This is a genomic window from Chryseobacterium sp. PCH239, assembly GCF_018924625.1.
In the GTDB taxonomy this organism is placed as follows: Bacteria; Bacteroidota; Bacteroidia; order Flavobacteriales; family Weeksellaceae; genus Chryseobacterium; species Chryseobacterium cucumeris.
Genome location: NZ_CP073027.1, coordinates 1004609 through 1028572, shown reverse-complemented (window position 1 = coordinate 1028572; position 23964 = coordinate 1004609). Strand labels below are relative to the sequence as shown.

Annotated in this window: 23 protein-coding genes; 10 read left to right on the top strand and 13 right to left on the bottom strand. The window is 37.8% G+C overall.

Translation table 11 applies throughout. The annotated features are described in order from the left end of the window. Window positions 1–91: 91 nt before the first annotated feature. Window positions 92–3433, bottom strand: a complete 3342-nt coding sequence (locus KBP46_RS04820; RefSeq protein WP_216444783.1) for a DEAD/DEAH box helicase — start codon at window positions 3431–3433, stop codon at window positions 92–94. 134 nt (window positions 3434–3567) lie between these two features. Between KBP46_RS04820 and KBP46_RS04815 the strand changes: the two genes are divergently transcribed. Next, entirely contained in the window at window positions 3568–4365 is a 798-nt protein-coding gene (locus KBP46_RS04815; RefSeq protein ID WP_123278400.1) for an SDR family oxidoreductase, read from the top strand. A 76-nt stretch (window positions 4366–4441) separates the two neighbouring features. After that, window positions 4442–5356, top strand: coding sequence for an AraC family transcriptional regulator (locus KBP46_RS04810; protein ID WP_123278399.1), 915 nt, complete (start codon window positions 4442–4444; stop codon window positions 5354–5356). Window positions 5357–5405: 49 nt separating this feature from the next. Here the strand turns inward: KBP46_RS04810 and KBP46_RS04805 are convergent, their stop codons facing one another. After that, entirely contained in the window at window positions 5406–6017 is a 612-nt protein-coding gene (locus KBP46_RS04805; RefSeq protein ID WP_216444782.1) for a GNAT family N-acetyltransferase, read from the bottom strand. Window positions 6018–6210: 193 nt separating this feature from the next. Here KBP46_RS04805 and KBP46_RS04800 point away from each other — a divergent pair, with 193 nt between their 5' ends. The 3 genes from KBP46_RS04800 (at window position 6211) to KBP46_RS04790 (ending at window position 9089) form a co-directional block, all read left to right on the top strand. Further along, window positions 6211–7368 (top strand): MFS transporter, encoded by a 1158-nt coding sequence (locus KBP46_RS04800; RefSeq protein ID WP_216444781.1) that lies wholly within the window; start codon window positions 6211–6213, stop codon window positions 7366–7368. Window positions 7369–7489: 121 nt separating this feature from the next. Then, window positions 7490–8347: a helix-turn-helix transcriptional regulator gene (locus tag KBP46_RS04795; protein WP_216444780.1), complete on the top strand. Its 858-nt coding sequence runs from the start codon at window positions 7490–7492 to the stop codon at window positions 8345–8347. Window positions 8348–8438: 91 nt separating this feature from the next. Beyond that, on the top strand, window positions 8439–9089 hold the full coding sequence (locus tag KBP46_RS04790) for an HD domain-containing protein (protein ID WP_253297206.1): 651 nt from the start codon (window positions 8439–8441) through the stop codon (window positions 9087–9089). 64 nt (window positions 9090–9153) lie between these two features. On the opposite strand, the gene KBP46_RS04785 is transcribed toward KBP46_RS04790, so the two are convergent. Both KBP46_RS04785 and KBP46_RS04780 read right to left on the bottom strand, forming a co-directional pair. After that, complete coding sequence (locus tag KBP46_RS04785; RefSeq protein ID WP_062670150.1) at window positions 9154–9543, bottom strand: hypothetical protein; 390 nt, start codon at window positions 9541–9543, stop codon at window positions 9154–9156. A 38-nt stretch (window positions 9544–9581) separates the two neighbouring features. Next, window positions 9582–10958 (bottom strand): MFS transporter, encoded by a 1377-nt coding sequence (locus KBP46_RS04780; protein ID WP_216444779.1) that lies wholly within the window; start codon window positions 10956–10958, stop codon window positions 9582–9584. A 71-nt stretch (window positions 10959–11029) separates the two neighbouring features. Between KBP46_RS04780 and KBP46_RS04775 the strand changes: the two genes are divergently transcribed. From KBP46_RS04775 to KBP46_RS04765, 3 genes are all read left to right on the top strand, one after another. Then, complete coding sequence (locus KBP46_RS04775; RefSeq protein ID WP_216444778.1) at window positions 11030–11875, top strand: AraC family transcriptional regulator; 846 nt, start codon at window positions 11030–11032, stop codon at window positions 11873–11875. Window positions 11876–11992: 117 nt separating this feature from the next. Further along, window positions 11993–12487, top strand: a complete 495-nt coding sequence (locus KBP46_RS04770) for a MarR family winged helix-turn-helix transcriptional regulator (protein ID WP_216444777.1) — start codon at window positions 11993–11995, stop codon at window positions 12485–12487. Continuing rightward, window positions 12484–13248 (top strand): hypothetical protein, encoded by a 765-nt coding sequence (locus tag KBP46_RS04765; RefSeq protein ID WP_216444776.1) that lies wholly within the window; start codon window positions 12484–12486, stop codon window positions 13246–13248. Before KBP46_RS04770 ends, KBP46_RS04765 begins: the two co-directional genes overlap by 4 nt. Before the next feature lie 65 nt (window positions 13249–13313). Here KBP46_RS04765 and KBP46_RS04760 read toward each other — a convergent pair whose 3' ends face one another. After that, complete coding sequence (locus KBP46_RS04760; RefSeq protein ID WP_110008709.1) at window positions 13314–13556, bottom strand: hypothetical protein; 243 nt, start codon at window positions 13554–13556, stop codon at window positions 13314–13316. A 187-nt stretch (window positions 13557–13743) separates the two neighbouring features. Between KBP46_RS04760 and KBP46_RS04755 the strand changes: the two genes are divergently transcribed. Then, window positions 13744–15039, top strand: coding sequence for a deoxyribodipyrimidine photo-lyase (locus KBP46_RS04755; protein WP_216444775.1), 1296 nt, complete (start codon window positions 13744–13746; stop codon window positions 15037–15039). A 97-nt stretch (window positions 15040–15136) separates the two neighbouring features. On the opposite strand, the gene KBP46_RS04750 is transcribed toward KBP46_RS04755, so the two are convergent. The 8 genes from KBP46_RS04750 to KBP46_RS23515 form a co-directional block, all read right to left on the bottom strand. Further along, entirely contained in the window at window positions 15137–15832 is a 696-nt protein-coding gene (locus KBP46_RS04750; RefSeq protein ID WP_062670135.1) for an ABC transporter ATP-binding protein, read from the bottom strand. Beyond that, window positions 15826–17172, bottom strand: coding sequence for a DUF3526 domain-containing protein (locus KBP46_RS04745; RefSeq protein ID WP_216444774.1), 1347 nt, complete (start codon window positions 17170–17172; stop codon window positions 15826–15828). The genes KBP46_RS04750 and KBP46_RS04745 overlap by 7 nt, the downstream gene beginning before the upstream one ends. Continuing rightward, entirely contained in the window at window positions 17173–18618 is a 1446-nt protein-coding gene (locus KBP46_RS04740) for a DUF3526 domain-containing protein (RefSeq protein ID WP_216444773.1), read from the bottom strand. Between the two features lie 3 nt (window positions 18619–18621). Continuing rightward, window positions 18622–20016, bottom strand: a complete 1395-nt coding sequence (locus KBP46_RS23530; protein ID WP_253297205.1) for a TonB-dependent siderophore receptor — start codon at window positions 20014–20016, stop codon at window positions 18622–18624. Window positions 20017–20018: 2 nt separating this feature from the next. Then, window positions 20019–20873 carry a TonB-dependent siderophore receptor gene (locus tag KBP46_RS23525; RefSeq protein ID WP_253297204.1) on the bottom strand — a complete coding sequence of 285 codons (855 nt, stop codon included), beginning with the start codon at window positions 20871–20873 and terminating at the stop codon, window positions 20019–20021. Between the two features lie 189 nt (window positions 20874–21062). Further along, window positions 21063–21416 carry a hypothetical protein gene (locus KBP46_RS04730; RefSeq protein WP_216444772.1) on the bottom strand — a complete coding sequence of 118 codons (354 nt, stop codon included), beginning with the start codon at window positions 21414–21416 and terminating at the stop codon, window positions 21063–21065. Window positions 21417–21818: 402 nt separating this feature from the next. Beyond that, window positions 21819–22154 (bottom strand): zinc-binding dehydrogenase, encoded by a 336-nt coding sequence (locus KBP46_RS23520; protein ID WP_253297280.1) that lies wholly within the window; start codon window positions 22152–22154, stop codon window positions 21819–21821. Next, complete coding sequence (locus KBP46_RS23515) at window positions 22132–22602, bottom strand: alcohol dehydrogenase catalytic domain-containing protein (RefSeq protein ID WP_253297203.1); 471 nt, start codon at window positions 22600–22602, stop codon at window positions 22132–22134. The genes KBP46_RS23520 and KBP46_RS23515 overlap by 23 nt, the downstream gene beginning before the upstream one ends. A 715-nt stretch (window positions 22603–23317) precedes the next feature. Between KBP46_RS23515 and KBP46_RS04720 the strand changes: the two genes are divergently transcribed. Further along, window positions 23318–23920 carry a CHASE3 domain-containing protein gene (locus KBP46_RS04720; protein ID WP_216444771.1) on the top strand — a complete coding sequence of 201 codons (603 nt, stop codon included), beginning with the start codon at window positions 23318–23320 and terminating at the stop codon, window positions 23918–23920. Window positions 23921–23964: the final 44 nt, after the last annotated feature.

Here is a 23964-nt window from a genome sequence, read left to right as displayed (position 1 = left end):
ATATCTAAATCATATCCATATCAATTTTTGTTTTTTAATCGACAGGTCTTTTACCTGTCGGTTTTTTATTTGCTGTTTTTAAGCTTTTATATTACGATTCAGATCCCAGTAAATCCATCAAATCCTGCTTAGACAATCCCTGAAGTTTTTTTCCGTCAGTGGCAAGCAGATTCTGAGCCAGCTGTTTTTTCTTTTTCTGCAGCGTAAGAATTTTTTCTTCTACAGTATTGGAGCATATCATCCTTACCGCAATTACATTTTTGGTTTGTCCTATACGGTAACTTCGGTCAATAGCCTGGTTTTCAGCTGCAGGATTCCACCATGGATCTACAAGGTAAATATAATCTGCCTTCGTAAGATTGAGGCCCACGCCTCCAGCTTTTAAGCTAATCAAAAATACACGAATGTCTTCATTGTTTTGAAAATGAGCGACCTTTTCCCCTCTGTCTTTCGTTTGACCTGTTAAATATTCAAACTGAATATTGTGGCGTTCCAGTTCTGTCTTTATGAGGTCCAGCATACCCACAAACTGTGAGAAAACAAGGATTTTATGATCTTTGGATTTTCCGAGGATCTGTTCCATCAGAATTTCGATTTTAACGGCATTTTCACCGGAGTATCCCTCTTTCATCAGAACAGGGGAATTACAGATCTGTCTGAGCCTCGTAAGGCCTGTAAGAACATGCATGCTGTTCTTGTTCAGATCATCGTCATCGTTGGCGGCAATAAACTCACGAAGTTCCTTTTCATAAGCATCATAAATTTTGCGCTGTTCCGTATTCATTTCACAGTAGATTACTGTTTCAGTTTTCTGCGGAAGTTCTTTGGCAACCTGTTTCTTAGTTCTTCTGAGGATAAATGGCTTTATCTTTTGCTGAAGCTCTATGGCACGTTTGCTGTACTCAAATTTATCAATAGGGATAGCATAAATGTCTTTAAAATACTGTTTGCTTCCCAACAATCCGGGACAGGCAAAAGAAAGCTGACTGTAAAGATCAAAAGTGCTGTTTTCAACGGGCGTCCCCGTTAGTACGATTCTGTTTCTTGATTGAAGCAGACGTGCCGCTTTATACCTTTCTGAATTAGGATTTTTAATCACCTGTGATTCATCCAGAAACACATAATTGAAATTAAGCTTTTTCAAAAATTGAATGTCCGAAAGTAGCATTCCGTAAGTGGTAAGAACTACTTCGTAATCAGGCATATGAGCGGTTGTTTTTGGACGGTCTGCACCATAATGAAGCAGAACTTTTATGGAAGGTGCAAATCTGCTGATCTCTTCCTGCCAGTTGAAAATCAGGGAAGTAGGAACGACAATAAGATTCGTGGCGTGTCCCCGTTTTTCCCTCTGCGAAAGGATAAAAGCAATGATTTGAATGGTTTTTCCAAGCCCCATATCATCTGCCAGACATCCTCCGAAGTTGAAACTGTCAAGAAAATTAAGCCAGTTGAGTCCGTCATGCTGGTAATCTCTCAACTCAGCATTCAGCTCAGCGGGAACAGCCGTTTCCGGGATGTCTTTTACTTTTGAAAACTTTGTAGAATAGGAGGTAAGTTCTTCCTGAATCTCCTTGCTCAGAATTTCTTTTTCAAATAGTGACGTTACCTCCGAAAAATTGATTTTCGGAATCTTTAAAAGCTCTTCATCAATTTCTCCTGCTCTGAAATAAGCAGCTATCTTTTCCATCCATTCTTCGGGAAGAATTCCCATGCTGCCATCATCCAGCTGGACAAATTTACTCTTATTCCGGATGGCCCGGTGAAGCTGTTTCAGAGAAGCTTCTTTGGGACCAAATCCTACTTTCAGTTTAGCGTTAAACCAATCCAGTCCGCTGGTAATCTGAATATTGATTTTTGCCCGGTGAGGGTTTAATTTATTGTTTTTTAATTCGTTAAAACCAAGTATGATGATTCCTTCATTTCTCCAGGTCTCAAATGCTTCAAGAAACCAGTTGTTATCCAGGAACTTATCCCTGTGGAGATAAAAATACTGATAGCCGTCCATCTGGTCTTCAAAATCAGGGTGCTGCTGCATCACCAAAGAAGTAAAGCGGGCTTCGGCTGATTCATTTCTTTCTATTTTAAATGGATTTCCATTCTGATCGGTATCAAAAATCTGCTTCCTGGAATAGACCGGGACCTCCACATCACCATATTTCATAACGGGAGTAATTCCTATATAATTTTCCTGCTGACGGAGATAAATGACTTTTTCAGTCTGATAATTCTTGTCTTCAAGTTGTACTTTTGTTGCAGGTCGTATATAATTGTAATTGATATGAATACGTTCTTCTAAAGAAGAGAGAATGTCCTGCATAAATGCTTCATATTTTGAAGAATGAACCAGTAATATTTCATTATGAGCCTTAAAGAACCGGATGATTCTGAGCATGTCAGGATCGTCTACAAAGTTGAAAACGTTACGGTTATAAACAAAATAATCATTTCTGAGAACAATATTTTTAAATGGAAGAGCAATGTCATTAAACAACAGTTCTCCGGTGATTTCAAAAAACGGATCTTTCTTAAATACAGATAATTGAACCTCTGCATCTAAAGTGTTTAATTCAATATGGGAAAGTGACTTTGCGGAAACGGTTTCTGCGATTTCCCGGTCATGATAATAGACTTCCAGCTCCAGAGGATTCTTTACAATGAGCTTTAAAGCTTCCAGTTCTGAAGGATTATAATCTTCATTGTAATTATTCTGAAAAGAAGTGATAGCAGTGTAAAATTTAATATCTGCAGGTTTCTCCGCTTTCCATATGAGCTGCATGGCATCTACGGGAGTGACCGGATTTTTGATTTTTCCTGATTGCGTTATCTCTGCCTCCATAAGAGAGAAGGTCATGTGATTATAATAGCGGTGTTTACCGATAACCATTATTTGCTTTTTACCCGATTCCAATACTGCCAGCTCATCCAGTTTAGAAGGAAGCTGAGGAAGTAGATCTCCTGTCAGCATTACATCATCTACAGGAAGTATTTCCTTGATTTTGGGCAATATCTGAATTTGGCCATCTTTGTATTCCAATTCAAAATACTGATCCAGATCCGGCTCGTTTTCCAGACCATATCCTCTGGCTTTAGGGAGAAATATTTTCTTGCGTAGCGTTTCATCAAAAAACAATCGATAATTTTTATCTTCAATAATGCAGTGAATAATCTCTGCCTGATGAGTACAAAGCTGTTTTTTTTCATGGTCACAGGTGCAGGAACAGAGTAATGAACTGTTGATTTTGCTGATACTGACCACCGGAAAATCCTGCAGTGAAGATTGTTTTGTAAATATTCCTGTATTGTTTTCAATAGCAACAGGATAGATTTCACGAAAATCCCTGATCCCGATAAATGCACTGTCTGAGGTATGTTTCAGCAGGTCATATACGGAAAGTGTACTGATATTGATGTTGTCAAGAATATATTCTGCCATAAAAATAGATCGGGACAAACTTACAAAAAACAAATATATTAAAGAATCCGTTTTGGCTACACCTTACCCCATTTTGGCAACTCGGGCGTTTGTTGTAATGCAGAACTTTGTCCTGTAATTTTAAACCAAGAAAAATGAAAACAATTTTTATAACAGGTGCTTCTACAGGATTAGGAAAAGCAGCTGCCCAATTATTTCAAAACAACGGATGGAAAGTAATCGCCACTATGAGAAACCCTGAAGCAGCAGCTGATCTTGCGGCTTTGGAGAATGTAACTGTACTTCCGCTGGATGTTACCAATCCGGAACAGATTAAGTCTACTGTAAAGCAGGCTCTTGAACTTGGAGACATCGATGTGGTGTATAATAACGCAGGATATGGCCTTATAGGACCTTTGGAAGCGCTTTCTGATGATCAGATTGTCAAACAGCTTGACACGAATTTATTAGGGGTTATACGCGTTACACAGGCATTTATTCCTTACTTCAGAGAACAGAAAAAGGGAATGTTCATTTCTACAACGTCTATAGGAGGACTGGTAGCATTCCCATTAGGTTCTACTTATCACGCAACCAAGTGGGCGCTTGAAGGGTGGAGTGAAAGCTTAGCTTTTGAGCTTAATACTTTGGGAATTGATATTAAAACGGTGTCTCCCGGAGGAATCAAGACGGATTTTGTAAGCCGTTCACTGGACTCAGCATCCAGTCCTGCTTATGAAGACATGACGAATTCTCTGTTTTCTAAAATGGAAGGAATGATGGAAGCGGCTTCTACACCGGAACAGATTGCAGCAGTAGTCTATGAGGCTGCAACAGATGGTAAAAAACAATTGAGATATGTGGCCGGAGAAGATGCTAAAGCCATCTATGCACAGCGTCTTGAACTTGGTGATGAGGCATTCAGAGAGCAGTTCGGAAAACAGTTTATGTAATCAGATTTTTGAAAGACAGTATAAAGTAAATTACATTGTACTGTCTTTTTACTCCAATAATTTATAATTTTATATCATGGAAAAGAAAGATAATATTCCGCTGAAGATCTCATCCATATCAGAATTACACGATATGCTGCAGCTGCCCAAGCCGCTTCATCCGTTGGTAAGCCTTGTGGATAATACGAAAATGAGTATCAGAAAAGATATGCTGAAGAGAAGCTTTATCCTGAATTTTTATAAGATCTCATATAAATATTCCACGGTCGGGAAAATGGGTTACGGACAGGGATATTATGACTTCAATGAGGGAGGAATGATGTTTACGGCTCCCGGTCAGGTTCTTTCTACTGATGAGAATGCAGAATACTGCGGGTATACTTTGCTGGTACATCCGGATTTCATCAGAAGTTATCCTTTGGCAAAGAATATCAAAAACTTCGGTTTCTTTTCTTATGATACGAATGAAGCACTGCACTTGTCTGATCAGGAAAAGACAACGATAACAGGCTTGTTGGATAATATTGGAAATGAATTAAATACAGCTATTGATGAAGTGAGTCAGGACGTTATTGTTTCTTATATTGATGTGCTTCTTAATTACAGCAACCGTTTTTATAAAAGACAGTTTATCACCAGAAAGGCAGTTAATAATGATGTACTGGCTAAAATGGATGTTGTGCTGGAAAAGTATTTTAACGAGCAGGAAACCTTAAATAAAGGGCTTCCTACGGTAGAATTTCTGGCCTCCACACTCAATCTGTCACCCCATTATCTGAGTGATATGCTTCGTAACCTTACCGGATTAAATGCCCAGCAGCATATTCATGAAAAACTGATTGAGAAGGCGAAAGAATATCTTACTACCACAGGTTTTTCTGTATCTGAAGTAGCGTATGCTCTTGGATTTGAACATCCGCAGTCTTTCAATAAGCTGTTTAAAAAGAAAACCGATAAAACACCTCTGAGTTACAGACAGTCTTTCAACTAAATAAAAAACACCTGGTTCAAATATCAGGTGTTTTTTTATTGTATACTTTTTAGCCAACACGTTGCTTTTCTTTGATCAAAGCTTCAATTTTGCTTTTTGCAGCTGCCCATTCATCATTCAAAATACTGTAATAAGCGGCATTTCTTGTAGTACCATCGCTGAGAACTTTGTCTTTACGTAAAATACCTTCAAATACACCACCGATTTTTTCGATCGCTTTTCGTGATCTGAAATTATCGTCTTTCGTTTTCAACTGTACCCTGTTTGTTTTCAGTACATTAAAGCAGAAGGTGAGGAGCAGTAATTTGCATTCAAGATTGATGGCTGTTCCCCAGAACTCTTTGGTGATCCATGTCCATCCGATTTCCAGTTTTCTGTCTGCCGGATATATTTCAAAAAAGCGTGTGGAACCAATCAGTTTTCCGGTTTCTTTATGTCGTATTACAAATGGATATTGATTTCCGGTTTCTCTTTCTGATAAGGCGAATTCATACGTTTTATAAAACCGGGTTTCTTCAGAACAATCGGTAGGAATCAGTTCCCAGAGTTCTTTATCTGAAGCAGCAGCATATAATTCTTCAAAATGCTCTTTTTCAAGGGGAATTAATTCAACAGTTTCTCCTTCCAAAATAGTTGGATAGGCGATCCATTTTTCTTTCATGGCTCATTTTTTATACAACGAAATTAATAAAAAATGAAAATCTGTATTCAAAAAACAAAGTGATTTTCCATCATAAGGAGATCCACATTTCCATTATTGGTTAAAATGGAACATAAAAATGACAAAAATGAACTACATTTTAATAGCGCAGCGTGTCTAAATTTGCAAAAAGGATTTTTATTACCCTGTTATAATGAACGAGACCCCATCTTTTAATGCAAAAATGCCGACCGCCTGTTTTTTACTATTCTTTGCCCACGGGCTTGTTTTTTCTTCCTGGGCGAGCCGGATTCCTATCATTAAAACTGCTCTTTCCATTACTGAAGCCCAATTGGGAACACTTTTGCTTTTGATGCCGATAGGACAGCTGTCGACGATGGTTCTGGCCGGAAAACTGATCAGTATTTACGGAAGCAGCGGAATTATCAAAAGATGCTTTATGCTGTATCCTTTTTTTCTTCTCTTAATTGGTTTATCACCTTCTTACTGGACTTTAGGGGCCGTTCTGTTCTTTTTCGGTGTGTCCGGGAATATGTGCAATATTGCCATCAATACACAGGCAATTGAGATAGAATCTATCACGAAAAGAACTCTTCTTTCTTCCTATCACGGAGCATGGTGTTTTGCAGGGCTTACGGGGGCAGTCATAGGTTTGCTGATGATTAATCTCCATGTAGGAACTTTTTACCATTTTGCTGTTATTTTCATTCTGGTAGGAATACTTTGGTTTTACAGTACAAAAAATCTGACCAATATTATTCATAAAGCAGAACCGCAGACCCGTTCAATTTTCAAAGCAGTGAATCCTACACTGATTGGTTTGGGAATTATAGGCTTTCTGAGTATGGCGATTGAAGGAGCGATGTTCGACTGGAGCGGGGTTTATTTTCAAACTATAGTTAAAGCACCTGAAAACCTTGTCATACTGGGGTATACGAGTTTTATCTTAATGATGACTTTAGGTCGTTTTATCGGGAATAAAATCATTGAAAAGTATGGGAAAAAGATCGTTTTGCAGTGTTGTGGACTGCTGATGAGCAGCGGGCTTTTTCTAAGTGTTTTCTTTCCGGAACTGTGGATCTGCATCATTGCTTTTATGATCATTGGCCTCGGAAGTTCCCTGAGTGTGCCTTCCGTTTACAGTACAGTAGGAAAAGTGAGTACAGTAGCTCCGAGTATTGCTTTATCATTTGTTTCCAGCATATCGTTTTTAGGATTTCTGATGGGGCCTCCTCTTATCGGATATATTGCGGAAAGTTTTGATCTAAGATATTCATACGGTCTTTTTGCCTGCTTTGGAATTTTACTGGCGATTATGGCGGGTCAGATGAAAGTCTTCAGGAAATCATAATTAATTTCTTTTTAAGGGATTTTTGACATCTTTTAAGCGTTTTTTGACATGTTCCGGCTCATGGTTGTTATTTAATCTTGCATTGTAAAATACTTTTTATCTTTATTAAAAATTTCCTTTTATGAAGCCGGTCTCAGGAATTGTATCAGAATCTGTTATTGACCATTCTTTTTCCGTAAAACGATTGGAAGATGATCTCCCATATTTCGTGGATTTTGTGAGGCTTAATTATCATCACATTGTAATGATTGAAAAAGGTAAAGGAGTACTGGTGATAGATGAGCACTCTTTTGATATCACAGATCAGGAAATTTTTTTACTCTCAAAAGGTCAGATCTGCAGATTTGAAAATGATGCTGAAGTCTGTGGCTATCATATTTCCTTTGGCGATTGTTTCTGGGAAAGAGTTCCTTCCAGTGCCAGCAATTGCAAGGCTGTTCTGTTTAATAATGCTGCTGCGAATCAAAAACTGATACCGGACCAAGTTGAAACAGATGAATTTTTAAACTTATGTAAAAACTTATTGACGGAATACAAAGCAACATCTTATACCAATCAAATGGATGTACTGGCGGCCTATTTAAAAATCATGATGATCAAGCTGGCGAATGTAAAAATGGTAAAAGAGGATACTTTTGACAGTCAGGATTATATCATTTACCGCAAATTTATGGAATTGCTGAGCAGTCAGTATCATAGCCTTCACGCCGTGAATGATTATTCGGAAAGATTGAATATTACGCCAAGAAGGTTAAGTGAATTGTGTAAACGGTGTTCTGATAAAAGTGCTAAAGAAATCATCAACGGACAGATTATAGCAGAGGCAAAAAGACTTCTTCAGTTCAGTTCCCATTCTGTAAAAGAGATTGCTTATCAGCTTCATTTCGGTACACCGGAACAGTTCAGCCACTTCTTTAAAAAAAATACGGAAATATCTCCGGCAAACTATCGCAGTAAGTTCATTCATATAGGAATATAATTTCGACGGAAATTTTGACATCTTATCGGCATTTATTGATATTCCGAAGCATTTCTAATCAGGATATCTTTGGATAAAATTATATAAAGATATGTCAGTACATCGTATGAAAGAAGTTGCGGGAATCATCATCCCGGACAGTAAAATTGCAACAGAAGCCACAGAACTTCTATTGGAACACGGAACAGAATTTATCTACAATCACTCTATGCGTGTTTTTCTATTTTCTTCCTTAAATGCAAAACGTGAAAACAAAGCGCATGACTCGGAACTATTGTATGTAGCATCCGTATTTCACGATCTGGGGCTTGTTTCTCATTACAGCAGCCCGGATCTGAGATTTGAAGTAGACGGAGCCAATGCAGCCAGAGACTTTTTGAAGGGGTATGGTATTGCTCAGGATAAACTTCAGCTCGTTTGGGACACCATTGCCCTTCACACTACCATTGGAATTGCGGAACATAAAGAAAATGAGGTTGCTTTAATGTATTCAGGAGTGGGATTGGATGTGATGGGCGAAGGCTATGAAAACCTGAGTGCGGAACATCGGGAAGAGATTATCAGAACTTTTCCGAGAAAGGATTTCAAAAAGAAGATCATTCCTACATTTTTCGGTGGTTTTGAACATAAAACCGAAACTACTTTCGGAAATATAAAAGCAGATGTATGTGCCTTCATGATCCCAAATTTTGAAAGGAAAAACTTCTGCGACTGTATTTTACATTCTCCATGGTCTGAATAGGAAAATAGCTCTTTCAAAAAATAAACAGCCCCGGACATTCTTAGATGATCAGGGCTGTTATGGTTTATATCCAGTTTTCTATAAGATGAAGCCAGAGTGCTTTTTCTTTATCAAGCAGAAATACCGCAGATGATTTTCTCTTAGTCAGGACTTCTCCAGTGACCTGTGTTTCAATATAGGTAGCAAGTCCGTGATGCGCAGAATGATTGACTTCAATATTTTCAACCTGAATGCTTCGCTCCGGGAACTTTCCAAATACAGTCGGAAGCCATTCTTCAAGCATAGATAGGGTAACAGTATCTCCGTTTCCATTAATCATTTTAAAATCTTGTGAAAATCCGGCTAATAATTCTTGATAAAGACTTTCCTGATTTTCGGCTTTCCCCTGAAACCATTTTTCGATATTCCCGTGGAATTCTTCTATTTCGCAAATGATCTTTTCTGTATTATTCATAATTAAATGTATTATATCTTTTGATTTAAACTTATCTTTTAATTAATAATTTTGCTTAATCTGTTTCGTGCCCAGAGCCCAGCCAGCTGAAAAATACCTATCATTCCTACAGCGGCTGCAAAGGCTTCTGTAAACCCCAGAATTGGGATTAGATTAAAGAACAGCGTACCAATAACAGCTCCTCCGGTAACGCTCCCAATCTGAATACCAATACTTACCAAGCCTGAAGCCTGCCCGGCTTTATCTTTTGAAACCAGGGAAATGGCCGTCCGCATCATGACCGGCATAATCGTACCATGTCCAAATCCGGCAATAAACAATGTCAGATGAGTCACAAATGAGGGTTTGTGCTGAAAATAAAAAACAGCTGCACTTATAAGAAATCCTGTCATTAACAATCCTAATCCTATATAGATCATTTTGGATGCGTTTAATTGTACTCTGGAAGTAACCAAAGGTGCCAGAAAAAAAGCGAGACCATAAGGAATGATGGCAAATCCTGTCTGCATTGAATTTTGATGAAGAAACTGCTGTAGATAATAAGGATAGCAAATAAATAAACCAGCTGTGAAATTATAAAAGAAAATAATCAGAAGACTTAATGCGAAAGGTTTATGCTGCAATAAAGCCGGCTCTATAAGTATGGGGCGATTATCTTTGAGCTGTTTCTTCTCGTGTTTTAAAAATAAAATTATTAATACGATTCCGGTGACAAATATTCCGAAAATCCACCATGCCCATTCGAATTTCTGGCCGAAAATAAGAGGGCAGATGAGAAAAAGTAAGGCAATAACTAATAACAAAGCTCCCACAAAATCAATACCTGTTTGTTCTTTCGGGTTACTGTTGCCCATAGTAAAATGAATGCCCAGAATACAGATAATAGTAATTGGCACATTGACAAGAAACACCATTTCCCAGGAAAAATTTCCCCAATGCATGCTTAAAAGAATTCCGCCAAATAACTGTCCGATCACCGAAGCAAGACCAAATACCGAACTGAAAACACTTACGGCCTTAGGCTGTTCCTGACTGTTGAAAAGGTCTTTTATAGAAGCCAGTACCTGTGGAGCAAGCAATGATGCACCAACACCCTGAAACAATCTGAAAGTAATTAACCATGTAACATCCGGAGAAAAAGCGCAGGCAAGAGAGGAAAACAGAAAAGTATACAATCCTGCTATAAATATCTTTTTACGTCCGTAAATATCACCCAGGCGTCCGCCACACACGACAAGTGCGGCATAGGTGAGTCCATAAATGGCTATAACCATCTGAAGCTGATGATCACTGGCGTTCAGTGATTTTTTGATGGAAGGCAGAGCCATATTAACAATAAAATAATCCAGTGGTGATAGAAAAGCACCTGCAATCAGAAAGTTGAGTGCCTGCCACCGTTTCGGATGTATGTTCATATTTTTTTGAGCAAAATTACCTCCTTTGTGTTCTGTTAAAATTGTACTTTTGGAGGAAAATACAGTGTGTCATGAAAGGATTGCCTCTTGAAGAGATTGATGTGAGAGAATTAGAACTGAAAGAAGAGATTGTACTTAAAACAAACACTTTTCTCTCATTCGTTTATATTGTGAAGGGAAAAGGATCGCTTACTTATGATGGGCGAAACATTAATTTCTCTCAGGGCAAGCTCTTTATTATTCCACAAAAAGAGTTTTATCGTTTTGAAAGTGAGTCTGCCCAGCTTATTACAATTCAATGCCCGGTGGAGTTTATTGATAAAATCCGTTTGGAAGCGGACCGTATTGAAAGCTGTGAGAATTTACATAAACTACAATACATCAGCCATAATTATCATGCAAGAGCAGGCTGTGTCTTCAGAGATAAAAATGATGAGCGCTTTGCAGAAACCCTTATTCTGCAAATTGCAAATGAATTCAAAAATAAAGCTGAGGATTATTTAATTATCCGCAACTGCATGTCGATCCTTCTGAACCTTATTGCCCGGAATATCATTCAGAGTGAAACTTCAGATCTGCAGGAAAACCGGAAAGCTTTCTCCATCATGAAAATCATTGCATATATTCAGCAACATATAAAAGACCGTGAGAAAACCGGAATTCAGACTATTGCCGGTCATTTTGGGATTTCCGGGAATTATTTCGGAGAATATTTTAAACAGCAGACAGGAATTTCTTATCAGGATTATCTGCTGGACTATAGATTAAAACTGGTGGAAACCTATTTAAAATACAGCAGTGTCAGACTCAGTGAGATTGCCTACGAGCTCCAGTTCAGCGATGAAAGCCACCTTTCCAAACTGTTCAAGAAATACAGAGGAGTAACTCCCGGAGAATACAGGAAAAGTTTCAAGTAAATATCTTTTTATAAGAAGGCTTTTTTTATTAGGTTAAGATTTGATTTTAAAAAAAATATAAAGTTAACTATATAGTTGACTTTATATTTTTATATATTTACTGCAAATATATTTCAGATGGATTTTGACTTTATTAAAGAATTAGGATATAAAGCTTTGGATAGCAGACTGAAGAGAATTAGTGACCGCATGTCTCATGATGTGCGGAAGTTTTATAAAGAATTCGGAATTGATGTGGAACCCAATTGGTATCTGGTTTTTATGTTGCTGCAGAAAAAAGGCGAAATTTCTATTACCGATATCGCTGAGCCTTTGGGCTATTCACATCCATCCGTTGTGGCTATCGTCAAAAAAATGAGCGAAAGCGGTTATCTCATCATCAAAAAAGATAGTGCAGATAAGCGAAAGCAGATCATTTCATTATCTCCCAAAGCCATTGATATGCTTCCTCAGCTGAAGCAGATCTGGGACAGTTGTGAAAAAGCAATTCTGAAGGTATTATCAGAAGATCTGTCGATTTTAACGTATCTGGATGATATTGATCAGGAATTAAAAAATGAATCTTTTCATCACAGATTTAAACAAGAATATTTAAAATCAATTCAATCATGAAGGCATTATTTCTCATTACAGCATTTCTTTTTTCCACGAATTTGATTTCGGCAACAGAAACGAAAATCATGATCAGAGCCAAAGCAAAAGATGCAAAGTTTATCGGAACTTCATTGGGCGGCGCTCATATTATCATCAGAAACAAGCTTAATCAAAGGATTCTGGCAGAAGGAAACACTACCGGAAGCACGGGAAACACAGATCTGATTATGAAAACGCCCAAAGTAAGAGGAAACTCCATTGCAGATGAACAGACAGGAGGTTTTATGGCTGCCATAGATATTGATGAACCTACATTTGTGAATATAGAAGTAATCTCTCCTTTGAACAGCAAGCAGGCTCAGGCGGTAGTAAGTACAGAGCTATGGCTGATTCCCGGGAAACATATTCTGGGAGAGGGAATTATCCTTGAGATTCCGGGGTATATTATTGATATTCTGAAACCCAGAACCCATCAGTATATTGCACTGAAAAGTATTAAAGATAAACCTTTCCTGTTTCAGGCCAATATTGTGATGATGTGCGGATGTGTTATTGATAAAGGAGGCGTGTGGAATTCCGATGAAATAGAAGTGAAAGGAATCCTGAAGAAAGACGGAAAATTTGTGAAAAATGTAGAGATGTCTTTAGTTTCAACCAATCTGTTTGAAGGAGATCATATCATCAGTTCGCCGGGAAACTATGAGCTTGTTCTGTATGCCTATCATGAAAAAACAGGAAATACAGGCGTGGATAAGGTCAATTATGTAGTTTTCGAATAAATGAAACTCAATATATGGGAATGAAAAGAGACTTCCGAAAAGTCTCTTTTTTTATGCAGAACAAATTATAAAACCTGAAGCTCTTTAAATACTTCTATAATGGCTTCAATAAGTCCTTTATCTACATTTTTTTCGGAAGCAGCATCGGGGAGAAGAGCTCTTAAGTCACCGTGATCATCACGCTCGATAACGACTTCAGTTCCATCTACGTCTACATACAGTTTATATCCGTAAGAGAATGTAGCCAGCTTTCCATTGAAAAGCAGTTCTTTGCCCTTATAAGTTACCGGTACTTCAAATTCTTCCATGCGTAAGCTTCTATTATAATTGGAGCAAATGTCGGAAAATTTTAATTCATATCATCATATAAACTGTAATGATAAAGCCAGATCATGCAAATTATTAAAAATATTAATGGAGTAAATCTGTATATTTATCCTTAGTTATGGAGTCATTTCCAAGCAGGAATGATCAATGAATTTGAATTAAGGAATTATGAAAGATACAATCACCATTTTCTGGTTCAGGCGCGACCTGAGATTGGAAGACAATATCGGACTTCATCACGCTCTGCAGTCTGATGCACCGGTACTACCTATTTTTATATTTGATACTGATATTCTCGGGAAGCTGGAAGATAAAGAAGACCGCAGGGTTGATTATATCCACCAGGCTTTGACGGATATCAATATTTCATTAAAAAAGCATCACTCAAAAATCAATACCTATCATGGTAAACCTATAGAAATATTCAGAAAATTGTCCGAAGAGTATACTATTAAAGGTATTTTCTGCAACAGAGATTATGAACCTCAGGCAATTGAAAGAGATAAGGAAATCTATTATTTTTTCAAAGAAAAAAATATTCCTTTTAAGGCCTGTAAAGATCAGGTGATTTTTGATAAGGATCAGATTGTTAAAAAAGACGGTTCGCCTTACACGGTTTACACTCCTTTTGCCAAAAAGTGGCGGGAAGCCTTAACTCCTGAGCATTATCAATCTGTTGAATTGGATTGTAAGAACCTCTTTCCACAGAAATATTCTGAGATTATGGCATTAAAGGAAATAGGTTTCAAAAAAACAGATTTTGATTTTAAAAAACCGGTCCTGGAGGCGTCTATTATTGATGATTACGATAAGTACCGTGATTTTCCGGCATTACAGCATACCACACAGCTCGGAATTGCTTTACGCTTTGGAACCATCAGCATCAGAAAGTGTGTGGCTTTTGCATTGAAGCATAATGCGGTATGGCTGTCGGAGCTGATCTGGCGTGAATTCTTTATGCAGATTTTATATCATTTCCCACAGGTGGTTCATCAGTCTTTCAAAAAGCAGTATGATAATATCCACTGGCGGAATAATGAAAAAGAGTTTAAGCACTGGTGTGAAGGAACCACAGGGTATCCGATTGTAGATGCCGGAATGAGAGAGCTGAATGAGACAGGCTATATGCATAACCGGGTAAGAATGATTGTCGCGAGCTTTTTATGCAAACATCTGTTGATCGACTGGCGTTGGGGGGAAGCGTATTTTGCATTAAAACTGAATGATTATGACCTGTCTGCCAACAATGGAAACTGGCAGTGGGCTGCAGGCTCGGGATGTGATGCAGCACCTTATTTCAGGGTTTTTAATCCAACGGCTCAGACAGAAAAATTTGATAAAGACTTACTGTACATCAAAAAATGGCTCCCTGAATGGAATACACCAGCATATCCATCACCCATTGTAGAACACACCTTTGCCCGCGAAAGAGCTTTGTCAGAATATAAGAAAGCATTAACATAAATAATGTGATATGAAAAATGCCCGGTAACAAAACGTCACCGGGCATCAACCAATTGATATTTAATATGAAAAGTTACTTACTAAAGTAACAGGATCATCAGATTGTTTTCAGATACAGCTCCTGTAATTCCTGCGCTGTAAATGCTTTGGAAGGTAAATTCTGGACAAGTTCTCCCTGTTTCATAATACCGATATTGGTAGCAACACTTACCGCATTGAAAATATCATGAGTTGCCATTAAAACCGTTCTGCCTTCTTTACCCAGCTGTCTTACAATTTCTGTAAATTCTGCAGTAGCAATCGGATCCAGCCCGCTGGTAGGCTCATCCAGTAGCAGTACTTTTGCATCTTTGGCCAGAGCAATGGCAATTCCAACTTTCTGGCGCATCCCTTTGGAATAACCGCCCAATGCTTTATGATGGGCGGTTTCCTGCAAACCGGTACGTTTAAGGAGCGCAGACAGTTCATCTTTCTGGTAATCAAAACCTGCGATTTTGGAGAAAAAATCAAGGTTTTCTATTCCTGTAAGGTTAGGATATAAAAGAACGGTTTCAGGAATGTAAGCCAGGTGTTTTTTTATCTTTTGCGGTTCTTCTTTTACAGAAATGTCATTAATAAAAGCATCTCCGGAAGTTGCTTTAATGAGTCCCAGAAGAATATTGATGGTTGTACTTTTTCCTGCTCCGTTTTGTCCGAGCAGCGCAAAAATTTCTCCTTTTTTTACTTCCAGATTAAGAGAATGAAGTGCGGTGAAATCGTTGTATTTTTTATGCAGGTTGACTGTTTTTAACATAGTTTTCTGTATTTGTATTGTGAAAGAATGATGAATAAAGCAATGAAGATGAGGTAGGGAAGAAGTATCTGTATCCATTTGATAGAGGAAGAGAATTTGAAAACCTCTATCGTTTGTTGTGCCCAGTTGACAGATTCCGTACTCTTACCTGAGAAAATAAGAGGGTAGAAGAACAATCTTTTTTTCTCATGGAATTTTTTGAGCGATGAAGCATACTGTAAGTGATTCTGCAGATCAGATTTTGCCAGATGACTTTCTACAAGCTGAGTATGTAGATTGGGAAGGAAATAACCTAAATAGGTTGCTGCTTTATTCCGTTTTTGCATTTTTTCTGTATACTGTTCTGATGATTTTGCAGATTCAAGATCTCCCATATGCTGCATGGCATAATACCAGGTCCAGGTGAATGCATCATTTTCTTCTACAGTGAAATTGCTGTATTGTGGATAGGCTTTGTAAAACTTTTCCATGGTAGGACGTTTGGCTTCATCCCATTTGTTGTGATAGCCTTCTCTCTGTTCCATCACAGCTTTAAGGGACTCATGAACCGGATAAAGCTTCTGTATCAGAATATTACTGCTCATCGGGATAATAAAATTGATGCCCACCCATACAATCAGAAGAATTAATGCGTTTTGAGCCGATGATTTCCGAAAAGACACAATCCATCTGCACAGGGAAAACCAGATCAGAATATACAACCAACCACTGACCATAAAAGCAATATAGTACGAGTCTAAAGGTATTTTTATCCAGACCGAAGCGATGATAATTAATACAAAATATACAACTGTAACAGCCAAAAGACGGATGAACATCTTATGATCCAGAAGCTTTTGTAAATTACCGCTCTGAACCGACAGCAGCTTCCAGGTTCCTCTTTCTTCTTCCTCAGAAATCAGATTATAGCAGAATGCAACAATCACCAGTGGAAACAGGAAAACAACAACGAAACTAAAGTCAAAATTTCCAACTGCGGCATTGGCTGGATTATAAAAATCAGCATTGTAGCGCTGTTCCTCGAGATTTCGGATGGTTACTCCCTGAATAGAAGGATTCAGGTCACGCATTCCGATATTTAAAGCGGCAAGTCTGGGTGTTTCATTCACCAGATTGAATTTAATATAATAAAGAACCAGCCCCAGATCATCTTTGTGAAATTTTGTATTTCTTTCTATACTTTCTTTTTGAAATGCTCCACTTCGGGAGATGATGTCTTCGTTTCTGTCTAAAAATTTTTTCCCTGTATAAATAGCCATCAGCCCGGCTATCAATAAAAACAGCAGAGCAATGATATAGGCTTTGTTACGGTAAAATTGAGTGTATAAATAACGATTCATTTAGATTAATTTTAATTTTCTTCCACTTATTTCGATCGCAATAATGCAGATAGCCATCCAGAGAATTAATGCAGCAGCAGGTATTGGCTGTTGTTTCATGCTGTCCGGAACAGAAGTATACCGATATTGGAAATCCGGGAACTTTTCCCAGTTGTGTTTGTCGATGACGGCAGGCGGTCCGCCATTTTCCGGTTTAATATTACTGATCTTCTCAATCTGCAAATCATTTAAATGTTGAGCCATCTGATAACGATATTCTTCTGCCTGTTTTTGAAACTGGTTATAAGAGAAGAAATCTGTGCCCGTTGCAATCATTGAAAAATTTTTGATCGCAATGGCAGGATTAATCAGTCCTGAAATATCAGTCAGATTTTGCTGTTTACTGTAAATGTTCTGCAGTTCTTTCTGATGTCTGATATAGATATGTGAACTTATTTTTTCCCCTTCCTTCATAACGAATCCGCCATAGTTGAAAGGAAGTTCATTGGTTGTTTTTACCTGATACTTTGCCAGCAGAGAGTCTTTGATTTTTTTGAAATGCGGATCATCAGGATTATGGCTGTCTCCAGACTTTAAAATATCCTTTTCCAGGCTCGTTTCAAAAGCAATCCGGGAAGGGGCAGGATATAAATTCTGCGCCGCAAACTGAATTCCTTTAGGCAAAACAATGATGAAAAGAAGCCAGAAACCAATAAGGCTGATCAACGCAGATGAGGTACTTTTACTATTTGCAGAAACCACTACGGTCAACGTGCAGATAAAAAAGTAATAGATCATATAAGCAGGTAACAGAAATGATAAGCGTAATGCAATATCCGCTGTATTGGTAGCCTCCGACATGAATGCAGCCATGAAAACAATGGGAATGACCGGAATCAGGAAACATAAAGAAAACAGCCAGAGTCCCAGGATTTTACCCCAGATAATATCTCTTCCGGAAGTTCCCTGCACACTGATGATCTTTAAAGTAGCATTCTCACGCTCCTGAACAATTAATCCAAATCCTAGAAAAAGAATAATCAATGGAACAATACTCTGCAGAATAAATGCACTGCTAAATGCCCCAAATCTGACTAAAGTTCCGGAACTTCCTGCTTCCGAAAGGTTGGCAGTATTTTGTTTATGCGCCTCCAGAAATATAACATTTCCAAGGTAATCATCCAGTCCGTTGTCAAAAATATTTAGTGGATGCCCGATTCTGAAAACCAGATAACCATAATGAGCCATACGGTGCGGATGTTTGTCTGGTCTGTGCTCCCAGTTTTCCCGGACTTCTTTCCGGTATTCTTTTATTTTCGAAAAAGAATCCGTGTATTTTGTATATCCTATACCAATACTCAGCATACAGAACAGGAGTACGGCAATCGTGGTGAGCAGATTTTGTTTTCCTTTAAACAAATCCTGCCAGGTTTTTCTCACCATCAGTTGTAAGTTTGAAATAGCCATAATTTAAAATTTATAAGTAGCAGTTAGTAAATAATTTCTTGGAGTTCCCGGAAACAGTCTTAAATAGTTCTGAGCTCCTATCCAGTAGACTTTGTTGGTGATGTTATTCAGATTAAAAGAGAGCTGGACAGTCTTTGCAGGAGTATAATACAATGCTGCATCTATTGTTGTATAGGCGGGAAGCTCAAAACTTCTTGTAAACCACGGAACTTTAGAACTCTGATAAAGTATTCCGGCACCAATCCCAAAGTCTTTGAGGAATTCAATAGTTGAAAAATTGTAGCGTGTCCAGATATTCACCGAATTCTTAGACGTGTTTTCCTTTCTTTTACCTATGACATCGGGGTTACTGTCATCCATTATTTTAGCATCAATATAGCTGTAGCCTCCGTAAATATGCCATTGTGGAAGAATATGACCGGAAAACTCAGCTTCAAATCCCCGGCTTCGGTCTGCACCACGCTGCACAAGTTCGTCAGGTTCTGAAGGATTATTGGCATTGATTAGAATATTTTTCTGGTTGATTTCATACACTGCAAGATTCAGAGAAATTCTTCCAAAAAGCTGTGCTTTGATTCCCAGCTCTTTAAGATCAGAAGTCAAAGGTTTGAATCTTGCTGCAGATCCTGTAAGACTGGAGGTATTGGGCATCAACGTTACCGTATTGGACTGAGGTTGATAGCCAGTTAAATAAGTTCCATATATATTGATATGATCCGTTATGCTATAGGTAATACCGAATCTGTACAACAGTTTATTATTGTTAAAAAAGGTCTCATTAGCTTCTTTGAAGTTGGTAATATCCTGAAACCATTCCTGGCGGATTCCCGTTAATATTTTAAACTTTTTCCAGGTAAAAAGATGCTGGATATAAGCTGCATGCGTTGTGGTAAGAGCAGAAGGTAAGGGCGTGATCACATTAAGCGTATTAAAATCCGCACCCTGATAATTTACAGCTTCTGGATTCAGATCAAATGGCGTGACATTAGGCTTAGGAATGATTGTTCCATTATAATTAACGGTCTGATAATCCGAAGCTTTTGCAGGATTGTAAGAAGAAGCTACCGAACCGTTCTTCAGCAGAAAACCTCTTGCTGCATTCTGTTGTCCGCCTTTACGTTTCTCCCAAATTTGACTGTCATAGCCTATCAAAGCCTGGTGCTGAACAGCCCCGGTTTTGAATTTAAAATTAAAATAAGTATTAATGTTATCTGTTGCCCAGTTTTGCTTTCTTTGTACAAACTGCATCATGGCAAGGCTGGAAACCGATTTGTTATCCATATCAGGCACAAAAGAGTTGGTTGTTCTATGCTCCTGCAGATTTTCTCTCCAATATTGCTTCATATAGGAAGCATTAAAACTGATGGATTGGTTAAAATGATGGGCAACCGTTCCCATTACTATGAGTTCTCTGGTTTTAAAAAATCATCCGGAGCTCCTAAATTCAGACTTCTAGGAGTGCTGTATAAATCTGTTTTTCCTGCTACTGCTCCGAAAATCGGCTGCCCTCTGTCAAGGTTTCCATAGAGATCATTAAAAATCATTTCTATGTTCACGGATGTTTTTTCATTCGGAACAAAGGTGATAGAAGGAGAGATCAGAATACCACTGTTTTTAACATGCTCCCTGAATGAATGAGCATTTTGATACGCTCCGTTAAAACGGAATAATAAAGTTTTGCTCTTATTTAAAGGACCTGTAAGATCTGTAGTGACACGGTAAGTTTCAAAGCTTCCACCTGATAAACTGATTTCGTGGCGAGGGTTTGATAATGGCTTTTTGGTAACCATATTGATCGTTCCTCCGGGATCTACACTGGACATGGTAATACTTGCCGGCCCTTTGAAAACCTCCACACGTTCTATATTGGAAGTCATCGGCTGTAAAAAATAATACTGTCTTGTCCTCATTCCATTGATGATCTGGCCTTCTTCATTCTGGCTGATGCCACGGATGTTGTATTGGTTATAATAGCTGGAAGGAGAAACTCCGTTCACATTTTTCATCACATCACCAAGCTGGAAAGCCTGACGGTCGGTGATCAGTTCTTTGGTAACGGTATTGAGTGTTAAGGGTAGATCTTTGTTTTTCATCGCAACCTTGGTGGCGGCAAAAGAATAGTCGGAAGTATAATCTTTAGACTTTCTTCCGATGACCTCTACGGTTTGAACCACAGTAGATAGTGAATCTTCAGAACGGGATTGAGCATACAGAAATGATGATGCGGTGATGAAACTTAGACTGAAAAGTTTCACAGAATTTGGGGAAATACAATGAATTATTCCCGAATAATTAAAATTACTGGTAGTCATGAACAGGGGTGTACGGGCATTTAATTTGCCCATTAATAAAAGGATATCCTTATAGGTGTGAAGACACAGGTATCCACGGAATCACAGTACAGACTAAAAAATCTGTAAACGAAAATATTAGGGCAGCATAGATTAAGCTACTGCAGAAAATAGATATGGAGGAGCTCTGGAACTGAAAAAGTCCAGAAGACAACGATAAGAAATGGCTTTTGGTTGTGGCATCTCGTTATCATTGGTAGTGTCGATAGCAAAATCCAAATTCAAAGGTTCAGAGAGAAGAACATTACTCATGTGTAAATGAAGTGCACACTGACATTCGTCGTCCTGAGAAAAAGTAGGAATTTTCTCTTCTTTTGAACCTTTTTTATAAGTCACTTTACCTTTGGAGTGCCTGGCATGGTCAAGACATGTTGTAACCCCGCTGACATTTGAAACAAATATCAGAAGTAAAGAAAAAACAAAAAAGACTCTGAGAAATTTTTGCATAATAGAAAAACAAATGTACAATTTAATTTGATAAAAATTGAATGATGAATAAAAAGTAGCAGATATTTTTAGCTTTTACTTGGAATTAATAGATTTGAATTTACTTTATGGAGTAAGGTTGTTCATATGAATTTAATCTTAAAAACTTAAGACTGACTTCTGTGGTTCCTGATCGTAATGATATTGAAGGAATAGCACATGACTGCGATGGCACTTGTGGAGATCCTTATAATAATTGTGTTGCCATTTTAATCTATGAAAGCTGAATGGACAAAGGTGAATGATATTAAATTAACAAGCCGGGTATATCAATACAAAGGTTATTCTGAACATTTTATGGTGTATAGATAATAAAAAGCCGAAAGCAAAACTACTTCCGGCTTTATATTCTATTTCATTTTGTTATGGAATCAAAACAGCTCTACCTCTGATCTTTCCATTTCTCATCCGATCATAAACTTCATTGGCCTCATCCAGTTTATATTTTTCAATTTCAATATGAATTTTTTTCTGTCTTGCCAATCCTACCACTTCCATAAGCTCAACTCTTGATCCCCAATAAGGATTCGTCATGCTCACCCCAAATGGCAGTCCGGACATGCTGTACTGATAATGACCTCCGCCCAATCCGACAATGGTAAGATCACCATCCAGACTTACAATTTTAGTTCCGAGCTCTATGGTTGACGTTGCCCCTACAAAATCAATAACCACTTTAGCTTTTTTGATTCCTGTAATTTTCTGAATCTGTTCTGCTGCATCGGCATCTTTTGAGTAGTTTAGACAATGATCTTTTAATTGCGGAATAAGGAGTCAAAGCTGCATCAGTAAGCGGAGCGGCAATCACAGGATCCAGATCATAGATAGGAACTAATAATCTTGAAGAAGGAACAAGCATATACTCAGCCATCCCTCCATCTAGTCCCAAACCACCTCCATAAGCCATTTCGGACTGATGGTCACAATAATTTTCTTTGGATTGCTGACAGGGTTTACAATGGCCACATCCCCATGGACCATAGACCAGAACGGCATCTCCTTTTTTATAGCCCTTCACGTCAGGCCCTACTTCTTCAATCCAGCCGGCATTTTCATGGCCTAATGTGAATACTGAACCTCCTACAGTTCCCTCGTCAATAATATGAAGATCAGAGTGGCATACACCTGCTCCTCCAATTTTTAGCAAGACTTCATCTCCTTTAGGAGTGGCTTTTTACATATCATTGACAACACGGACATCTTTGTGCCCGAAAAAACGTACTGCTTTCATAACTTAATATTTTAAAACTTATACCTTAAATGTACGAAAATTGATTTTGAATAACGGGTGATTTAATTGATATTAAACTAATATATGTCAGTAAATTATGGAGAGAATTCCATGGTGATGTGCTTGTAAATTATTACATTAAAATAGGTGTCAAAAGGTTTTTTGGAACGGTATGATTCAGATCATATTCGATCGTGTAAACACTTAATTATATTTGAGCATTGAAAATTTCATATTTCTGACAAATTACAGTATAACCTCTCAGTGATTCGGGAGGTTTTTTTGTGGAGAAATTTCAATATACAATTTGAACTATTGATTTATAGGTTACATGTAGCCCAGCAGATGATTCCTCTATATTTTTAATACAACTCTAAACAACCATCTATATCTGACGTAAGGTTTTTATTGTCAGTTTGTTATAAAAAAACAGTTCCTTTTTTAAATAAGCAAATTAGATAACAACTAGCAATCAGGAAAACATACAAAATAAACTTTTAAATTGGGCAACTCTATCTTTAAACGGCTTAAATTATACTCATGTTCCAATATCTGCTGACAAATTTCTAAATTAATTTGTTAATATTATAAAATGATCTATTTTAGTATTTTATTACAAAAATACTATTTAATGCCAAAAAAAATTATAAGAAATCTTCAAATTGGAGTAGTGATTTCTTTGATACTTCTGATTGCTAGTTCCATAGCATCTTATATAAGCATACATAAGCAGATGGAGAATAGGAAAGACTTATTAAAAAATAAGGAATCTATAAGCTTAGCAAAAGATATCTTAAATACTCTTTTAAATGCCGAAACAGGAAATCGGGGATATCAGCTTACCGGAAGGGAAAGTTTTCTTGAACCTTTCAATAAAAGTAAGAGTGAATATCCGTTGCTTGTTTCTAACAAAGGTAGACTTCATCTGAGAGATAAAGATCAGATTAATATCCTAAATGAATTGCTGCATACTTCAGAGATGATGATGAAAGAATATGTATTGCTTATTGAGAATCGTAAAAAAGGAATATTAATGAGTCCGGACGAACTTGTACAAAACAAGGAGGCTATGGACAGATGCCGCATGCTCGTTCAGAAATTTGTAAAAAAGGAGGAAGTTCAACTTGCTATAAAAAATGAAGATCTGAACAAGTCTTCCCAGTGGACCGTTTTGTTCATCGTTTTTTCTGCCATGGCAGCCATTGGGGTAACTATTTTGTTTATATACAACTAAAATCTGACCTTATCCGACGCGGGAAGTTGGAAAAAGATCTGTTT

What these genes read in the sequence shown, in the direction of transcription:
- KBP46_RS04820 (WP_216444783.1), bottom strand. Translation starts at nt 3,433, where the DNA reads ATGGCAGAATATATTCTTGACAACATCAATATCAGTACACTTTCCGTA.
- KBP46_RS04815 (WP_123278400.1), top strand. Translation starts at nt 3,568, where the DNA reads ATGAAAACAATTTTTATAACAGGTGCTTCTACAGGATTAGGAAAAGCA.
- KBP46_RS04810 (WP_123278399.1), top strand. Translation starts at nt 4,442, where the DNA reads ATGGAAAAGAAAGATAATATTCCGCTGAAGATCTCATCCATATCAGAA.
- KBP46_RS04805 (WP_216444782.1), bottom strand. Translation starts at nt 6,017, where the DNA reads ATGAAAGAAAAATGGATCGCCTATCCAACTATTTTGGAAGGAGAAACT.
- KBP46_RS04800 (WP_216444781.1), top strand. Translation starts at nt 6,211, where the DNA reads ATGAACGAGACCCCATCTTTTAATGCAAAAATGCCGACCGCCTGTTTT.
- KBP46_RS04795 (WP_216444780.1), top strand. Translation starts at nt 7,490, where the DNA reads ATGAAGCCGGTCTCAGGAATTGTATCAGAATCTGTTATTGACCATTCT.
- KBP46_RS04790 (WP_253297206.1), top strand. Translation starts at nt 8,439, where the DNA reads ATGTCAGTACATCGTATGAAAGAAGTTGCGGGAATCATCATCCCGGAC.
- KBP46_RS04785 (WP_062670150.1), bottom strand. Translation starts at nt 9,543, where the DNA reads ATGAATAATACAGAAAAGATCATTTGCGAAATAGAAGAATTCCACGGG.
- KBP46_RS04780 (WP_216444779.1), bottom strand. Translation starts at nt 10,958, where the DNA reads ATGAACATACATCCGAAACGGTGGCAGGCACTCAACTTTCTGATTGCA.
- KBP46_RS04775 (WP_216444778.1), top strand. Translation starts at nt 11,030, where the DNA reads ATGAAAGGATTGCCTCTTGAAGAGATTGATGTGAGAGAATTAGAACTG.
- KBP46_RS04770 (WP_216444777.1), top strand. Translation starts at nt 11,993, where the DNA reads ATGGATTTTGACTTTATTAAAGAATTAGGATATAAAGCTTTGGATAGC.
- KBP46_RS04765 (WP_216444776.1), top strand. Translation starts at nt 12,484, where the DNA reads ATGAAGGCATTATTTCTCATTACAGCATTTCTTTTTTCCACGAATTTG.
- KBP46_RS04760 (WP_110008709.1), bottom strand. Translation starts at nt 13,556, where the DNA reads ATGGAAGAATTTGAAGTACCGGTAACTTATAAGGGCAAAGAACTGCTT.
- KBP46_RS04755 (WP_216444775.1), top strand. Translation starts at nt 13,744, where the DNA reads ATGAAAGATACAATCACCATTTTCTGGTTCAGGCGCGACCTGAGATTG.
- KBP46_RS04750 (WP_062670135.1), bottom strand. Translation starts at nt 15,832, where the DNA reads ATGTTAAAAACAGTCAACCTGCATAAAAAATACAACGATTTCACCGCA.
- KBP46_RS04745 (WP_216444774.1), bottom strand. Translation starts at nt 17,172, where the DNA reads ATGAATCGTTATTTATACACTCAATTTTACCGTAACAAAGCCTATATC.
- KBP46_RS04740 (WP_216444773.1), bottom strand. Translation starts at nt 18,618, where the DNA reads ATGGCTATTTCAAACTTACAACTGATGGTGAGAAAAACCTGGCAGGAT.
- KBP46_RS23530 (WP_253297205.1), bottom strand. Translation starts at nt 20,016, where the DNA reads ATGGGAACGGTTGCCCATCATTTTAACCAATCCATCAGTTTTAATGCT.
- KBP46_RS04730 (WP_216444772.1), bottom strand. Translation starts at nt 21,416, where the DNA reads ATGCAAAAATTTCTCAGAGTCTTTTTTGTTTTTTCTTTACTTCTGATA.
- KBP46_RS04720 (WP_216444771.1), top strand. Translation starts at nt 23,318, where the DNA reads ATGCCAAAAAAAATTATAAGAAATCTTCAAATTGGAGTAGTGATTTCT.